The sequence below is a fragment of the Immundisolibacter sp. genome, from assembly GCF_014359565.1.
In the GTDB taxonomy this organism is placed as follows: Bacteria; Pseudomonadota; Gammaproteobacteria; order Immundisolibacterales; family Immundisolibacteraceae; genus Immundisolibacter.
Genome location: NZ_JACIZD010000007.1, coordinates 1 through 16,487 on the forward strand (window position 1 = coordinate 1; position 16,487 = coordinate 16,487).

Consider the following 16,487-nt stretch of genomic DNA (forward strand, 5'->3'; position numbering starts at 1 on the left):
GCCGCTACGCCAATCCCAACGAAGCCATCGCCGACGTCACCCACTACATCGTCGGCTTCTACAACACCCACCGGCTGCACTCCACCCTCGGCTACCGTTCCCCGGCCGACTACGAGAAAGCCACCGCCTGAAATCCCCTATCCCGGTGTCCACTGAAACTTGACCATGACAGCCAATCATTCGGCCCGGGGGCGGGCCTCCCACAAATAGCGAATCTTCCAGCCAATCATTCGGCCCGAGGCGGGCCTCCCACAGTCTCGGCCTTGGCCATTCGGCCCGAGGGCGGGCCTCCCACAGGTGCAGCCTTGGCGATTCGGCCCGGGGGCGGGCCTCCCACGGAAAAGGCACGATCGACGGGCTACGCGCCCAGCAGCCTTTTCGCCAGCATCGACTGCATGTCACGGCGATCGTCGGCAATCAGATAGATGATGACCTGGCCGTTCGTGATTCGGTAGATCACACGGTATGGCCCGAAGAAGGTCTGGCGGTACTCCTTGATGCCAAGGCCAACCAGTTCCTTCGGGTAGCTGCCGCGCTGCGGAAGCTTCGACAGACTCTCCACGACATCCATCAACTCATCCAGCACGCGGTTGGCGTTGGCTGCACAGTCGTACTCGCAGATGTGGTCGTGAATGGACTGCAAGTCCTGCTGCGCACCGTCGGTCAGCAGGACCTCGAATCTGGCTGATGAGTCGGCCATCAGGCAGTGCTTCGCCTGGCGCGCAGACCGGCAACGACCTCGGCCACGGATTTGACCTTGCCGGCCGCCACATCCTGATTGCCCAGCGCCAGGATTTTCAGCAGGGCCAGGGTTTCCTGAGTCTCCTCGAACGAGACCACGTCCTGCAGTACAGCCTTGGCCTCGCCGTTCTGGGTGATGACCAGCGGCTCACGCCGTTCGGCGAGGCGCTTCAGGACCTCGGCAGCGTTGGCCTTGAGGTAGCTGATCGGCTTGACTTGAGACGAGTAGCGCATGGTGGTGCTCCGGATTTCGAAAGGACCACATATAGTCCTTTAAAGGTCCTTCCGCAAGATGCCGATCGCAGGCAGTGGTGCAGTCAGGGACCAAGAAAGCCAATTCGGCCCGGGGGCGGGCCTCCCACAAATAGCGAATCTTCCAGCCAATCATTCGGCCCGAGGGCGGGCCTCCCACAGTCTCGGCCTTGGCCATTCGGCCCGGGGGCGGGCCTCCCACAAAAAAACAAAACAATGGCGGGCCTCCGGCACCGGATCGAGTTTGTCGCAAAACTGCAACGTTGCTGTAACGCCTCGTCGCCAGACTTCCCGCAACCCGAGGGCGTGCATGGCGCCGGCGGTGTCGTGTTTCCGACCTTTTCCTGTGGACGGCCCCTTGGCGAGCAAATCGATACGACGTGTTCTTGGCGCGTCGCTGCTGGGTGTTTGTGCGCTGGCCCGGGCCGCCGAGGCGCCGGCGCGCTTCGACGTCTGGGAGTACCGGGTGAACGGGAATTCGCTGCTGCCACAGACCACCATCGAAAAGGTGGTGTACCCGTTCCTGGGTCCGGACCGCAGTTTCGAGGACGTGGACGCCGTGCGCGGCGCGCTGGAACAGGCCTACGCCGAGGCCGGCTACCGCACCGTGGCGGTCAATCTGCCGCAGCAGGAAGTGCGCGGCGGCGTGGTGCAGATCGAGGTGGTGGAACGGCCGGTCGGCCGCTTGCGCGTCAGCGGCGCGCGCTATTTTTCGCCGGAACGCATGAAGGCCGCCGTGCCGGCGCTGGCCGAAGGCACGGTGCCGCATTTCCCGACCGTGCAGCAGCAGCTGGACCGTCTGCGCGGCAATCCGGACCGCGAGTTCTTCCAGGTGCTGCGCGAGGGCCGGCGCGAGGACGAGGTGGAGGTTGAGCTCAAGGTCAAGGACCAATCGCCGCTGCACGGCACCTTGTCGCTGAACGACCGCTACTCGGCCAACACCGAGCGCCTGCGCAGCACCGTCAGCCTGCGCTACGACAACCTGTGGCAGCGCGAGCACGGGGTCGGCCTGACCTGGATCACCGCGCCGCAGAACCCGAAAGATGCCACCGTGTTCGCGGCCACCTACAGGCTGCCCTTCGGCGGGGACCGGCGCGTGCTGGCGCTGTACGGGGTGCATTCGGAAAGCGACGTGGCGGCGCTGGGTGGCGTCGGCGTGATCGGCAACGGCGACATTTTCGGCGCCCGCTGGGTGCTGCCGCTGGGCGGGGACGCCAGTTTCTGGCACACGCTGACGCTGGGCGTGGATTACAAGAAGTTCGACGAGACGCTGAATCTGCTGGGCGCCGATGCGCTCAAGACGCCGATCAGCTACACGCCGCTGTCGGCCGAGTACAGCGCCACCCGCCGCGACGAGCCTGGTTTCTGGCAGGGCAACCTGGGGCTGCATTTCGCGCCGCGCGGCCTGCTGGGCAACGACGAGGCCGAATTTGCCGAAAAGCGCTACAACGCCAAGCCGAATTTCGTTTACCTGAACGCCGGCATCGAGCGGCAGCGGCGCCTGCCGGGCGGCTTTGGCCTGAACCTGAGTGTCGACGGCCAGCTCGTCGACGCGCCGCTGATCAGCAACGAACAGTACGCCGCCGGCGGTGCCGACACGGTGCGCGGTTACGTGGAGGCCGAGGAACTGGGCGACCGCGGCGTGCGCGGCGGCATCGTGCTGTCCAGACCGGTCGGGGGGGTGCCGGGGGTGGATGAGCTGATCGCCCTGAGTTTCGTCGAGGGCGCCCGCCTGTGGCTGGTGGACGCGCTGCCCGGACAGGACGCCCGTCTGCAACTGGCCAGCGTCGGCGCCGGACTGCGCCTGACAGTGCGCAAGCAGCTGAGCACGGCGGTGGATTTCGCCCTGCCGCTGACCGATGCCTCCACCACGCAGGCCGGCGACTGGCGCTGGCTGTTTGCCGTTGACTACGCGTTCTGAGGTGGGCCATGACTGAGCGCATATCGAAGTCGCGGATTCGGCCCGAGGGCGGGCCTCCCACAAAGAAAACTTCCTGTGGGAGCAGTGCCCCCTGTGGGAGCGGCGCCCTCGCCGCGAATCGTCGTGGCGACCCATTCGGCCCGGGGGCGGGCCTCCCTCAGAGTAGCGAATCTTCCAGCCAATCATTCGGCCCGGGGGCGGGCCTCCCACAGGGTGGCGATTCGGCCCGGGGGCGGGCCTCCCACATCTGCTGTGGGAGCGGCGCCCTCGCCGCGAATCTTCAGGCAACCATTCGGCCCGAGGGCGGGCCTCCCACAGGGCCGAAGCTTCGGACGACCCCATCCCAGAGTGAATATCCGGCTCCACGGCGGCTGCTGGCCACCGCACTGGCGATTGTCGGCACCCTGCAGCACAGCCTGCTGTGGGCGGCGCCAGCGCTGCCGGCCGGCACGCTGCCGGTGCCGGCCGCCGCCTGGGTGGCCAGCGGCGCGGCCAGCCGCGCGGTCAGCGGCGCCAACCTGACCATCACCCAGCAGTCGCAGCGGGCGGTGCTGGACTGGCAGTCGTTCAATGTCTCGGCCGATGCCAAGGTGCGCTTCGATCAGCCCAATGCCACCGCGGCGGCGCTCAATCGCATCCACGACGCCAACCCGTCGGTCATCCAGGGCCAGCTGACCGCCAACGGCGAGGTGTACCTGATCAACGCCAACGGCATCCTGTTCGACCAGGGCGCGCGGGTGAACGTTGGCGGGCTGGTGGCGTCGGCGCTGGGTATTTCCCAGGACGCTTTCAATGCCGGCCTGCTCAGTGTGCCGGTCGGTCAGGCGGCGTTTTCCTTCGGCGGTGACGCTGAGGCCTTCGCCAGCAGCGAGGTGGCGGTCGAGCCTGGTGCGCAGATCAGCGCCGCCAACGGTGGCCGGGTGATGCTGCTGGCGCCGCGGGTGCGCAACGCCGGCAGCATCAGCACGCCACAGGGGCAGGCGGTACTGGCCGGCGGCGACAAGGTGTATCTGGCGCTGCCGCAGTCCTCGCAACTGCGCGGTTTCCTGGTGGAGGTGGACCCGCACGCCTCTGCTGGCGGCGGCAGCGTGGTCAACGCTCTGGGCGCGCGCGTGCACGCCGAGCGCGGCAATGTGACGTTGGTCGGTTCCACGGTGCGTCAGGACGGCGAGGCCAGCGCGACCAGCGCTGTGGGACTGAACGGCTCGGTGCGCCTGTTGGCGCGCGACGGTGCAACGGCCAGCGGCGACACGCTGGTGGCCAACAATGGCGGTGCGCTCACGCTGGGCAGTGGCAGCGTCACCGCCGTCACCCCTGTCGACGACTCGGCCACTGCGCGCGACGATGCACCGTTCGCTGCGTCCAGCATCGAACTGACCGGCCGCAGCGTGCATCTGCAAGGCGGCGCGCAGGTGCTGGCGCCGGGCGGCAACGTGAGCATCAGCGCCCAGCGCGGCGCGCAGTTCGTGGCCGATGGCGCGGTGCGCGAGGACGTGCGCATCCAGATCGACCCCGGTGCGCGGGTGGACGTGTCCGGCCTGCGCGAGGTGCCGGTGCCGGTGGAGCGCAACGTGGTCGGCGTCGAGCTGCGCGGCGACGAACTGAAGGACTCGCCCCTGCAGCGCGACGGCATGCTGCGCAACAAGACCGTGTTCGTCGATGCGCGCGAGGGCACGCCGCTGGCCGACGTGTCCGGCGCAGTGGGCGGCATCGAACGCGGCATAGCCGAGCGCAGCACCTCCGGCGGTGACATCACGCTGCGTTCCGAGGGCGACGTGATCGTGCGCAGCGGCGCGGTGCTGGACGTGTCCGGCGGCTCGGTGACCTGGCAGGGCGGCTTCATCAGCACCACGCTGCTGGTGGGCGAGGATGGCCGCCTCTACGACATCAGCGTTGCCAGCCCGGATCGGCGCTACCTGGCGATCGCCGGCCGCTACGCGGTGACCGACCCCAAATGGGGCGTGATACGCGAGTTCAACACGCTGTCCGGTCGCTACGAGGCGGCCTATGCGCAGGGCCGGCCGGCCGGGTCGATCAGCGTGCTGGCGCATCGCGCGGTGCTGGACGGCGAGCTGCGCGGCCAGGTGATGCTGGGGCCGCACCAGCGGGCCATGGCCGAGCGGCCGGCCGCAGGCCGGCTGATTCTGGGCAATGCCGCCGCCGGCGGCGCGAGCCCCGATTTCATGTTGCCGGACCTGGCGCTGCTGGCCGCGCCACCGGCGCTGGATGACGGCTTCACCTTCGGTTTGCCTGAGGCCCTGATGCCGCTGCCAGCCGGCGCCGCGCAGCGGCTGGTACTGGATCCGCAGCGTCTGGCGGCGGGCGGTTTCGGCACGCTCGAAGCCTACGTGAACGGCAGCATCGAGGTGGCCGCGCCGGTGTCGCTGGCGCCCGGCGGGTCACTGCGCCTGACCGGCCGCAGCCTGCAGGTGGCGGCCGACATCAGCGTGCCGGCCGGCACGATCAGCTTGCGGACGCGGCGCACTGCCGCTTCCACCGACTTGACCGCCGCCGATCACGCGCTGGAGGTGGCAGGCAACGTGCGCCTGTCGGCGGCCGGGCTATGGAGCAACGATCGACTGGGCGCGCCGGCCGACCTGCTGGCCGCCGACGCCGGCTCCGTCACGCTCGATTCGGTCGCCGATCTGCGCCTGCACGCCGGCAGTGTGGTGGACGTGAGCGGCGGCGGCGAACTGAACCGCGACGGCGCGCTGCGCGGCGGCCGTGGCGGCAACATCACGCTGTCGGTGGGCCGCTTCGACCTGAGTGATAACGATCCGCAGACCAGCAGCATGCTCCTGGACGGCGAGTTGCTGGGTTACGGACTGGCCGGTGGCGGGCGGCTGCAGGTGTCGGCCTCCAGGGTGCAGATCGGCGGCGCGGCGCCGGGCGAACGGCGCGTGTTGCACCTGCTGCCGGAATTTTTCCAGCGCGGTGGCTTCGGCGCCTACCAGGTAAACGGTCAGGACGGCCTGGATGTGGCCGACGGTACGCGCATCGCGCCGCGTACACAGACCTTGCGCCCGTTTGGCGAACTGGCCCTCTTGCCCAGCGGGCAGTCCCTGGCGGGCCTGACCAGGCCGCTGCTGGAAGACCTGCCGCAGCGCCCGGCGGCGAGCCTGACCCTTTCGGCCGGCAGCCTCGCGTTTGGCGACCTGCGTCTGGGCGCCGGCAGCGTGATCGACGCCGACCCCGGCGCGGCGGTTGCTCTGAGCGCCGGCCGGCAGTTGACGGTGCTGGGGCAGATCAACGCGCCGGCCGGCAGCATCGCACTGTCCACCCAGCCCGGTGGCGGTCCGGACGACGCCTATGTGTTCGGCCAATCCATCTGGCTCGGCGCCGCCGCGGCGCTGCGCGCCACCGGCTACGCCGAGCTGCTGCCGGATGCCCAGGGCCTGCGCCGTGGCCGGGTCCTGCCGGGCGGCAGCGTCAGCCTGGACGCCGGCAAGGGATATGTGATCGCCGAGGCCGGTTCGCTGATCGACGTGTCCGGCACCAGCGCCGTGCTGGACATCCAGCTTGCCGATCGCACGCGTGACGTCAAGGTGCCCGGCTCGACGGCGGCCGATGACGCGGCCGTGGTGCCGACGGTCATCGCCAGCGGCGGCGGCCGGATCACCATCACCGCCCGCGAGGGCGGCATCCTGGCCGGCCAGCTGCGCGGCGCCGCTGCGCCCGGCGCGGCGGGCGGCAGCCTGACGGTGGTACTGGAGCGTCCGCCGGTCAGCAACCCCGGCTTCCCCACCGGCCCGGTGCGCCTGGAACTGGGCAGCGCCGTGCCGGAACTGCCGGCCGGGCTCGCTCCTGGCGAGGATGTTCCGGACAACGGCGTGCTGCACCTGGGCGCGGCGCAGGTGGTGGCCGGCGGCTTTGCCGACCTCGCGCTGGCCAGCCGCGACCGCATCGACTTCACCACCGATCTGGACCTGCGCCTGTCCGGTCGGCTGACGCTGTCGGCGCCGGAGTTGGGTGCCGCCGCCGGCACGCAGGTTTTGCTGGCCGGCCAGTCCATCCAGGTGGCGAATCCTGGCAGCCTGCAGGCGCCGCGGGCAGCCGCGTCCGGCGATGCCGGCCTCGAACTGCGCGCCGACCTGATCGACCTGGCCGGCGAGGTCGCCCTGCAGGGCATCGACACGCTGCGTCTGGACAGTGCCGGCGACCTGCGCCTGCGCGGTGTGCTGGCCGGCTCCAGCAGCCGGGAGCTGAACGGCCGCCTGCACGGTGCGGGCGAGGTGTCGGTGCGGGCGGCGCAGGTTTATCCGACCACGCTCAGCCGCTTCCGCATCGAGGCCGACCGGCAGATTTCGATCGCAGCAGCGCCGGGATCGGCCACGCTGCCGCTGTCCGCGGCCGGCGAACTGACGCTGGCGGCGCCGCGCATCGATCAGGCGGGCACGCTGCGGGCGCCATTCGGCACGCTGTCCCTGGTCGGTGATGACATTCACCTGCGCGATGGCAGCCTCAGCAGCGTGTCCGGCGCCGGCTTGCTGGTGCCGTTCGGGCGCACCGAGCTGAGCGGCCGCGACTGGGCCTATGCCCTGGCCGGCGATGCCAATCTGCTGCTGTTCGACACGCTACCGGACAAGGCCATCAGCCTTGACGGCAGCACCGTCGACATCGCCGCCGGCGCCCGGCTCGACGTGCGTGGCGGCGGCGACCTGCTGGCGCACGAGTTCCTGCCCGGGCCGGGTGGCTCGCGCGACGTCCTGGCGCCTGCCAACGTGGCTGGCGGCTTTGCCGTGCTGCCGGGTCTTGGTGCCGGCACGGCGCCGTTCGATCACCAGATCGCCGGCGAGGGCCAGTTCGCGCCGGGCGAGCTGGTGTGGCTGGGCGGCGTACCGGGTCTTGAGGCCGGTTTCTACAGCAAGCTGCCGGCCCGTTACGCGCTGCTGCCGGGGGCGTTCCTGGTCACGCCGACCACCGCCGTGGCGGATGTGTCGGACACGTTCCAGCTTGGCCTGCCATTGGGCGACTATCTGGTGGCCGGGCGCGAGGCCCGCGCGCTCGCCAGCGGCCCGCTGGCGGCTCCGCGCAGCGGCATCTATAACGTGCAGTCGGGGGCCGTGCTGGCCCGCCGCGCCGAATATGCGCCGTTGCGTGCCAGTGAGTTCTTTGCCCAGAGCGGGGGCGGGCAGGTGGCCGATGCCGGTCGCGTGTCCATCGCCGCCCGTGAGGACTTGATCCTGGCCGGCAATCTGCTCACGGCCGCCGCGGCCGGTGGTCGCGGGGGCGCGCTGGACATCGCCGCGCCGCGCCTGGCCGTGCTCGGCGGCGGCGCGCTGGCACCGGGCGCCGATTACGTGACGCTGGATGCCGGGCACCTCTCGTCGCTGGGTGTGTCCAGCCTGCTGCTGGGCGGCACGCGCCGACAGGGCGGCGCCGTCGATGCGCTGACCGTGGTGGCGCAGGACGTGGTGGTCGATACCGGCGGGGCGGTGTTGAGTGCGCCGGATATGATCGTCGCCGCCCGGCAGCAGGTGACCGTGCGCAGCGGCAGCCAGCTGCAGGCCGGGGCCGGCACAGCGCCGGCACGTGCGCTCGAAATCGGCGCCGACGGCGATGGCGACGGTGCCCTGCTGCGCCTGGCCGCTCAGCCGACGGCGCGCACTGTACGTGTCAACGTGGACCGTGATCGAGGCGACCTGGTCATCGAAGCCGGCGCGTTGCTGGCGGCGAACGGCTCGATAGAACTGGACGCCACGCGTAACACCACGCTCGGCGGTGACCTGCGGCTGGCGGCCGGTGGCGAGCTGGCGGTCGCCGCCGGTAGCCTGAGTCTGGGCGCCGCGCCCGTCGGCACGCCGGGGCTGCTGCTGGATGCAGCCCGCCTGGCCGGCTTGGCCGGTGCCGGCGCGCTCGCCCTGCGCAGTTACAGCACGCTCGATGTCTACGGCGCGGTGAACCTGGGCGGCTCCGGGCTGGCAAGCCTGACGCTGGAAACCGGCAGCCTGCGTGGTTTTCTGGGTGCTGGCGAACTGGCGCAACTGCAGGCGCGCCGCCTCACGCTGGGCAACCCCAGCGCCGGCAGCGGTGATGTAGCGGTCGCGTCGAACGGCACGCTGCGCCTGCTGGCCGACCAGCTGATCCTGGCCGACGGTGGCCGGGCCGGCGATGGCACGGTGGTCGGCACGCAGGTGTCCGGCGTGCAGCGTCTGGAACTGGTCGCCAACGAGCGTCTCGAGTTCACCGGCCGCGGCCGGCTCGACGTGGCCGGCGATCTGGCCATTACTGCGGGCGTGATGACCGCGGCCGGTGCCGCCGACCACGGCGTGACGGCCACCGGCGCGTTGACCACGGCTGCGCTGACGGCGCCGACCGACGCGCCGACCGGTGGCGTCGGTGCGCGGCTCGGCCTCACCGGCGCCAGCGTGCAGCACGGCGGGCGGCTGCGGCTGCCGTCGGGACAGGTCACGCTGGCGGCCACCGCCGGCGATGTGAGCTTGCAGGCCGGCAGCGTGCTGGATGCGGCCTCGGTGTGGCAGGCCTTCGGTTCCAGCGGGCGGGCCAGCCCGGCCGGCAGCGTCGTGCTGCGCGCCGATGCCGGCGACGTGACGGTGCTGGCCGGCGCGCAGGTCGACCTGCGCGGCCGCGACGGCGCCGATGCCGGTCGACTGGAGTTGTCCGCTCCGACCGGCACGGTGACGCTGACTGGCGAGCTGCTCGCCAGCGCCGCGGCGGACGGCGCCGGTCGACGCGGGCAGGGCGGCGAGGTGAGCCTGGACGTCGCCAGCTTGAGCGATTTTTCGGCACTGAATCAGGTGCTGGAAAACGGCGGCTTCAGCGCTGAGCGGCAGCTGCGGGTGCGCACCGGCGACGTGCTGGTCGGCGCCGGCGATACCGTCACCACGCAGCGCTTCGGCCTGGCCGTGGACGGCGGCGGCCTGACCGTGGCCGGCCATCTCGATGCGCGCGGTGGCAAGGGCGGCCGGGTGGTGCTGTACGCACATGACAGCCTGGTGCTGGCCGACAGCGCGGTCATCGACGCCTTCGCCACCGACGCGGCGGGCGCGGGCAGCGCCGGTCGCGGCGGGCAGGTGGAACTGGGCAGCGACAGCCGGCTCGATCTGGCGGCAGGTTCGGTGATCGACGTGTCGGCTGGTGCCGGGGCGCATGCCGCGCAGGGTGGCCAGGTGCTGCTGCGCGCGCCGCGGGTCGGGACGACCGACGTGGCAATCGGCAGCCTCGGCAGCGCCATTTTCGGCGCCCGCGAGGTGGTGGTGGAAGCGGTGCGCCGCTACGAGGGCATCGGCATGCTGAACACCACCGGTGGTGCCGGCGCGCTGAGTCTGGCCACCCTGTCCGCTGACAACGCCGCCTTCATGGCCGGCGCGGCGAGCATCGCCAGCCGCCTGGGCCAGAGCGGCAATCCGCTGTTCCACCTGCGCCCGGGCGTGGAGGTGCGCAGCAACGGCAACCTGACCCTGGCCAGCGACTGGCAGCTGCAGCCGCTGCGTGCCGGCGGCGAGCCGGGTGTGCTGACCTTGCGTGCGGCCGGTAACGTGCTGCTGAACGGTTCGCTGTCCGACGGCTTCAGCACGGCGACGACGGCCGGCGTGCTGCAGGCCGGCGAGTCGTGGTCGTACCGGCTGGTCGCCGGGGCGGACCTGGGCGCTGCCGACCCGCTGGCAGTTCGGCCGTCCGGCGACGACATCGGCGACATTAGCCTTGCCGCCAACAAGATGGTGCGCACCGGCACCGGTGCTATCGCGCTGGCCGCCGCCCGCAATCTGAAGCTGAACGCCGACAGCTCGGTGATCTACACCGCCGGTCAGGTGGGTCCGGTGGTTGACGACTTCACGGCACCGACCATCGGCGGCGTGCTGGCGCAGTTCCCGACCGCCGGCGGCGACCTGCGTATCGCCGTCGGGCGCGATATCGACGCGGCACCTGCCCGCCAGTTGCCGACCGCCTGGCTGTTCCGGCAGGGCCGCGTGAATGCCGACGGCAGCGCGATAGCGGCGGCCAACCGCACCGCCTGGTGGCTGCGCTATGGCGACTTCAAGCAGGGTGTCGGCGCGCTCGGCGGCGGCGACGTGGACATCCGCGCCGGCGGCGATGTGCGCAACCTGGGCGTGTCGCTGCCGACCAACGCGCGTCTGCCGTCGGCGGCCGGCAGCGCGCAGGATGCCGCTCAGCTGGTGTTGCAGGGCGGCGGCGATCTGGACCTGCGCGCCGGTGGCGACATCGGCAGCGCGTTGCTGTTCCTGGGCGCCGGTTCCGGCCGGGTGCGCGCCGGGGGCGACATTGCCTCCGCGCGTACGTCGGGCGGGCAGGCGATCAACGCGTTGGCCTTGCTCGGTGACGCGCGTCTGGCGCTGACCGCCGGCGGTGAGGTGGCGCTGGACGCGGTGGCCAATCCCACCGTGCTGACCCAGGTCAGTGCCAATACCAGCGGTGTGTCCAGCACCAGGAGGAACTATTTCTTCACCTACGGCGAGCAGGCCGGTGTGGATGCCCAGGCGCTGACCGGCGATGTGCGCTTCACGCAAAACCTCCTGGCCGTCTTGCAGGGCTATCCCCAGCACGGCATCGCGTCCAGTGACCAGCGGGCGCTGGGCATGTTGCCGCCGAACCTGGCCGTGGCGGCGTTCGGCGGCTCGATCGACCTGCTCGGCAATGCCGTCCTGTATCCGGCCCCGGCCGGCTCGCTGATTCTGCAGGCAGCAGCGGACCTGAGCCTGCTGGGCACGCTCGCCATGTCGGACCTGTTGCCGGCGAGCCTGCCGTCGGTAGCGTTGCCGGTGAATGTGTCCGATCCGGTCAATCGCCTGTCGGCGGCCTCGTCGGGCGTGCTGGCCCACGGCAATCCGCCCCTGCATGCCGGCGACGCGGAGCCGGTGCGTCTGGCGGCCGGCGGCGCGTTGCGCGGCCAGCCTGGCACCGTGAGTCTGGTGCTGCCCAAGGCGGCGCTGCTGGAGGCGGGGGAAGACATTGCCAACCTGTGGCTTTTCGGCCAGCACCTGGTGGCCACCGACGTGACGCGCGTGGTGGCCGGCGGCCAGATTCGCTACGACACGCCGCGCAGTGCACAGGGTGCCCTGGGCAGCGGCAGCAACTACCTGGAGCTGGGCGGCCTCGGTCGGCTGGAGGTGCTGGCCGGCGGCGACGTGGATCTTGGCTCCGGCGGCGGCATCGTCACGCGCGGCAATCTGAACAATCCGTTCCTGCCCGATGAGGGCGCCGCGGCGCTGGTGATGGCAGGTCTTGGCCAGTCGCCGGCGTACGGCGAGTTCGCCGCCCTGTACCTGGACCCGGCCAGTGCGCTGGCGGCGCCATACCAAGACGCGCTGCTCGTGTATCTGCGGGCTCTGGGCATCGAGCCGGCCGATGCGCAGGACGCTTTCGCCCGCTTCGCCGCACTGCCGGTCGAGCGCCAGGCACCCTTGCTGCACGACGTGCTGTTTGGCGAATTGCGCGCCGCCGGGCGTCAGGCGGTGGCCGAAGGCGGTGACGACCCGGCGCGCTACCGGCGCGGTTTCGACGCCATCGCGGCGCTGTTTCCGGGTGCCGGCGGCGAGCAGTCGCCGTACCGCGGCGACATCAACCTGTTCTTCAGCCAGATTCGCACCGAACAGAACGGCGGCATCGACCTGATCGCGCCGGGCGGCCAGGTGAACGCTGGCCTGGCCAGCGTGACCGGTTTCAGCAAGAGCGCCAGCGAGCTGGGCATCGTCACGGTGCGCGGCGGAAGCGTGCGGGCCCTTACCGATGGTGATTTCCTGGTCAACCAGTCGCGCGTGTTCACGCTCGGCGGCGGCGACATCCTGCTGTGGTCCTCGCGCGGCAACATCGATGCCGGCCGTGGCGCCAAGAGTGCCGGTGCCACACCGCCGCCGCAGCTGGTGCTGCGGGGCGACCAGTTCGTGTTGGATACCTCGCGCTCGATCAGCGGCTCGGGCATCGGTGTGCTGCTGTCGAGCCCGGACATCGTGCCGGGCGACGTGGACCTGATCGCGCCCAACGGCGAGGTCAACGCCGGCGACGCCGGCATCCGCTCGGCCGGCAACCTGACCATCGCCGCGCCGCGCGTGGTCGGCGCCGACAACATCCAGGTCGGCGGTGTGTCGAGCGGTGTGCCGGTGACCAGTACCGGCGTGTCCGGCAGCGTGGCCGGTGCCGCTGCTACCGGCAGCTCCGCCACCAAGGCCGCCATCGAAGCCGGCGCCGATCCGACCAAAATGCTGCCGCCCACTGCGGCCGGCGATTCCCTGGGCACGGTGATGGTGGAAGTGCTCTGTTTTGAAGGGGAAGAGAATGACTGTCACCCGGGCGGGGCGCGTGTCAAGGCGCTGTAACAGAGCCGGCGGAGAATTCGCCGGATTGGGCGCGTCGAACATGAAGCCGCGGGTTCATTCGGCCCGAGGGCGGGCCTCCCACAGTCTCGGCTCTGGCGATTCGGCCCAAGGGCGGGCTTCCCACAGCCGCTGTGGGAGCGGCGCGAACGATGGCCTTCCCGTTTGCTGTGGGAGCGGCGCCCTCGCCGCGAACGATAGCCCCTGTTTTTCCGGTCGCCTGTCACGGACTGTCTGCCCATGTTGCGTCTTTCTTACGCCCGTTTGTTGCTGACCGTGGCGCTGCTGGTGCCGCCGCTGGCCCATGCCTGGTGGCAGCCGGACTGGCAGTTTCGAAAGCCGCTGACGGTGCAGCCGCCGGCCGAGGAAGCCGGCCTTGCGGCCAGCGACCTGCCGGTGCTGCTGCGTCTGCACGCCGGCAATTTCGGATTCTTTGCCGACACCAAGCCGGACGGCGCGGACCTGCGCCTGATGGCCGGCGACGATACGACGCCGCTGAAGTACCACATCGAACGCTATGACCCGGTCACCGGCATGGGTCTGCTGTGGGTGCGCATGCCGCAGCTGGCGACCGGTGCGCCGGCCAGCGCCTTTCTTTATTACGGCAACGCGGCGGCGCCCGCCGGTGATGACGCGGCCGGCACTTACGATGCCGAACAGGCGCTGGTGTTTCATTTCGGCGAGGCGCAGGGCGCGCCGCGCGACAGCACCGCCAACGCCAATCACGCGGCCGAGTCGGGCGCGCAGGCGGCGGCCGCCAGTCTGATCGGCGGCGGCCTGCGGTTCACCGGTACCGAGACGCTGCGCGTGCCCGGTTCGGCCTCGTTGGCGATCGACCCGGCCAAGGGGCTGACGGTCAGCCTGTGGATCAGGCCCGAGACGGTCGCCAGCGGCGCCGTGCTGGAAATGGGCAGCGCCGAGCAGCCGTTGCTGCTGAGCCTGGCCGACGGCGTGCCGCTGGCGCGGATCGGCACGGTCGAGGCGCGCGCCGCCGCGCCGCTGCCGGCCGGCGAGTGGCACCACCTGGCGCTGACCGTGGATGCCGGCACGGCAACGTTGTACGTCGATGGCGCGCCGGTGAGTAGCGCGGCGGTGCAGCTCAAGCCAATCGCCGGCGACCTGGTGCTCGGTGCCGGTCCGCTGGCGCAGGCGGCGGGCCTTGCCGGCCTGGCGATGGACATCGACGAGTTCGGCCTCGCCCGGGTGGCGCGTGGCGCGGGTTATCTGCGCCTGCTGGCCCTCACGCAGGGCACCGCGGCGAGTCTGATCAGTTACGGCGAGGACGAGTCCGGCGAAGCCGCCGGTGGGCATGGCTCGTACATCGGCGTGGTGTTGCAGAACGTGACGCTGGATGGCTGGATCATCATCGGTCTGCTCAGCGTGATGTCGGCAATCTCCTGGGTGGTCATGGCCAGCAAGGCGCGCTTTCTGAGCACCGTGCGGCGGACCAATGCCAAGTTCCTGGAAGCCTTTCGCAGCATCGGCGACGGCGATCTGACGGCTCTGGCGGCGCGCACCGAGTTCGCCGGCTCGCCCCTGCACCGGGTTTGCGCGGCCGGCGTGCAGGAGCTGACCGGGCGCCTGCACCGCAGTGCCGGTGCGCAGGCGACGGGTCTGTCGCCGCAGGCCCTGGAGGCGCTGCGCACGCGCATCGACGCGTCCGCAGTGCGCGAGCAGCAGCGTCTGAACGCCGGCATGGTGCTGCTGACCATTGCCATTTCCGGCGGGCCTTTCCTGGGTCTGCTCGGTACGGTGGTGGGTGTGATGATCACCTTCGCCGCCATCGCCGCGTCGGGCGAGGTGAACGTCAACTCGATCGCGCCCGGCATCGCCGCCGCCCTGGTGGCGACGGTAGCCGGCCTGGTGGTCGCCATCCCGGCCCTGTTTGGCTACAACTACCTCGGCACCCTGATCCGCGACACGACCACGGACCTGCGCGTGTTCGTGGACGAGCTGGTGGCGGGCATCGCCGAGCGGCACGCGGCATAACGGAGATCCGCCATGCAGGTCCAGGAAGAAGGCAAGCCCTACGACGACATCAACATCGTGCCGATGCTCGACCTCACGTATGTGCTGCTCATCATCTTCATCATCATGACCACGGCGGCGGTGCAGGGCATCCAGGTCAACCTGCCCAAGGCCAGCGCCACGCCGAGCCTGGGCCAGAACCAGACCAAGGCCATCTCGATCACTGCCGACGGAACGATCTATCTGGACACCTATCCGGTCACGCTGGCCGAGCTGGAAACCACCCTGCGCGGCTACAAGGCGGCCAACCCGGCGCTGCCGGTGGTGGTCAAGGCCGATGCCAGCATCCAGTACCAGCAGGTGGTGGACGTGCTGGACCTGCTGGGGCGGCTGGAAATCACCCAGCTCGGCCTGGTGACGCAGCGCCTGGTCAAGTAGGCGTGGCTGGTGGCTTGTCCTCGTGTCGGGCGCCGTGGCGCTGTGGGTGGCCCGCCTCGGACCGAATGTTTGAGTCGAGGATTCGCGGCGCGGGCGCCGCTCCCACCGGGGCGCCGCCTGCGGTCGGCGTGTCCGTCGGCGACACGATGATGCGTTCGGCATGAAATCCGTGCTGCGAAAGGCGGTGCCGCTTGCCGTGGCGCTGGCGGTGATCGTCGGTCTGGGGCTGATCGTGCGCAGTCTGCTGTCGCAGGCGCCGGCCCCCGATCTGCGCCGGCCGCAGGAGGTGACGCTGATCAAGCCGCCGCCTCCGCCGCCGCCGCCCAAGGAACAACCACCCCCGCCGGAAGTGAAGGAAGAGGTGGACATCCCGGAACCGGAAGCGGTGCCGGAAGAGGTTCCGGAGGCGGCCAACGAGCCACCGCCGGGTGAGGCGTTGGGTTTGGATGCCGAGGGCGGCGCCGGCGGCGATGGCTTCGGTCTGGCCGCCCGCAAGGGCGGACGGGATCTGCTGCAAAGCGGCGGCGGTGATGGCGAGGCCTGGCTGCGCGGTGAGCTGGATCGGGTGCTGACGGCCGCGCTGAGCAACGACGAGACACTGCGGCGCAAGCGCTTTCGGGTGCCGGTGCGCATCGAGATGGCGCCGGATGGGTCGGTGCTGCGGGTGGAGTTGTTGAGCAGCACGGGCGATCGCGAGGTCGATCGGCTGCTGGAGAGTCGCCTGGGCAGCGTGCGCCTGTCGGACCCCTTGCCGCCCGGTGTGCGCCGCGTGGTGCGCCTGCGCGTCGGGTCGGTGTGATTTGCCGTCTGCGCCGGGCACATGCCCGGCCGGCGCTGGGTTCAATTTCCGGAGGACACATGAATTCGATGCGGCC

Annotated in this window: 8 protein-coding genes; 6 read left to right on the forward strand and 2 right to left on the reverse strand. The window is 70.7% G+C overall.

All coding sequences use genetic code 11. The features are described from left to right. Positions 1-131, forward strand: a 131-nt coding sequence (locus H5U26_RS09590; RefSeq protein ID WP_366055933.1) for an IS3 family transposase, incomplete at its 5' end; no start/stop codon positions are given. A 227-nt stretch (positions 132-358) separates the two neighbouring features. Here the strand turns inward: H5U26_RS09590 and H5U26_RS09595 are convergent. After that, entirely contained in the window at positions 359-700 is a 342-nt protein-coding gene (locus H5U26_RS09595; protein ID WP_290619071.1) for a type II toxin-antitoxin system RelE/ParE family toxin, read from the reverse strand. Next, a complete protein-coding gene (locus tag H5U26_RS09600) occupies positions 700-975 on the reverse strand; it encodes a type II toxin-antitoxin system Phd/YefM family antitoxin (protein WP_290619072.1) in 276 nt (91 codons plus the stop codon). The genes H5U26_RS09595 and H5U26_RS09600 overlap by 1 nt, the downstream gene beginning before the upstream one ends. A 376-nt stretch (positions 976-1,351) precedes the next feature. On the opposite strand from H5U26_RS09600, the gene H5U26_RS09605 reads away from it, so the two are divergent. The 5 genes from H5U26_RS09605 (at position 1,352) to H5U26_RS09625 (ending at position 16,411) form a co-directional block, all read left to right on the forward strand. Next, positions 1,352-2,914 (forward strand): POTRA domain-containing protein, encoded by a 1,563-nt coding sequence (locus tag H5U26_RS09605; RefSeq protein ID WP_290619074.1) that lies wholly within the window; start codon positions 1,352-1,354, stop codon positions 2,912-2,914. A 458-nt stretch (positions 2,915-3,372) separates the two neighbouring features. Next, positions 3,373-13,209: a filamentous haemagglutinin family protein gene (locus H5U26_RS09610; protein WP_290619076.1), complete on the forward strand. Its 9,837-nt coding sequence runs from the start codon at positions 3,373-3,375 to the stop codon at positions 13,207-13,209. Positions 13,210-13,446: 237 nt separating this feature from the next. Continuing rightward, positions 13,447-15,195 carry a DUF2341 domain-containing protein gene (locus H5U26_RS09615; RefSeq protein ID WP_290619078.1) on the forward strand — a complete coding sequence of 583 codons (1,749 nt, stop codon included), beginning with the start codon at positions 13,447-13,449 and terminating at the stop codon, positions 15,193-15,195. A gap of 12 nt (positions 15,196-15,207) precedes the next feature. Next, positions 15,208-15,612, forward strand: a complete 405-nt coding sequence (locus H5U26_RS09620) for a biopolymer transporter ExbD (protein ID WP_290619080.1) — start codon at positions 15,208-15,210, stop codon at positions 15,610-15,612. A gap of 160 nt (positions 15,613-15,772) precedes the next feature. Next, positions 15,773-16,411, forward strand: a complete 639-nt coding sequence (locus H5U26_RS09625) for a hypothetical protein (RefSeq protein ID WP_290619081.1) — start codon at positions 15,773-15,775, stop codon at positions 16,409-16,411. Positions 16,412-16,487 lie beyond the last annotated feature (76 nt).

Coding starts and splice junctions, on each gene's coding strand:
- H5U26_RS09600 (WP_290619072.1), bottom strand. CDS start 975: ATGCGCTACTCGTCTCAAGTCAAGCCGATCAGCTACCTCAAGGCCAAC.
- H5U26_RS09615 (WP_290619078.1), top strand. CDS start 13,447: ATGTTGCGTCTTTCTTACGCCCGTTTGTTGCTGACCGTGGCGCTGCTG.
- H5U26_RS09595 (WP_290619071.1), bottom strand. CDS start 700: ATGGCCGACTCATCAGCCAGATTCGAGGTCCTGCTGACCGACGGTGCG.
- H5U26_RS09625 (WP_290619081.1), top strand. CDS start 15,773: ATGAAATCCGTGCTGCGAAAGGCGGTGCCGCTTGCCGTGGCGCTGGCG.
- H5U26_RS09620 (WP_290619080.1), top strand. CDS start 15,208: ATGCAGGTCCAGGAAGAAGGCAAGCCCTACGACGACATCAACATCGTG.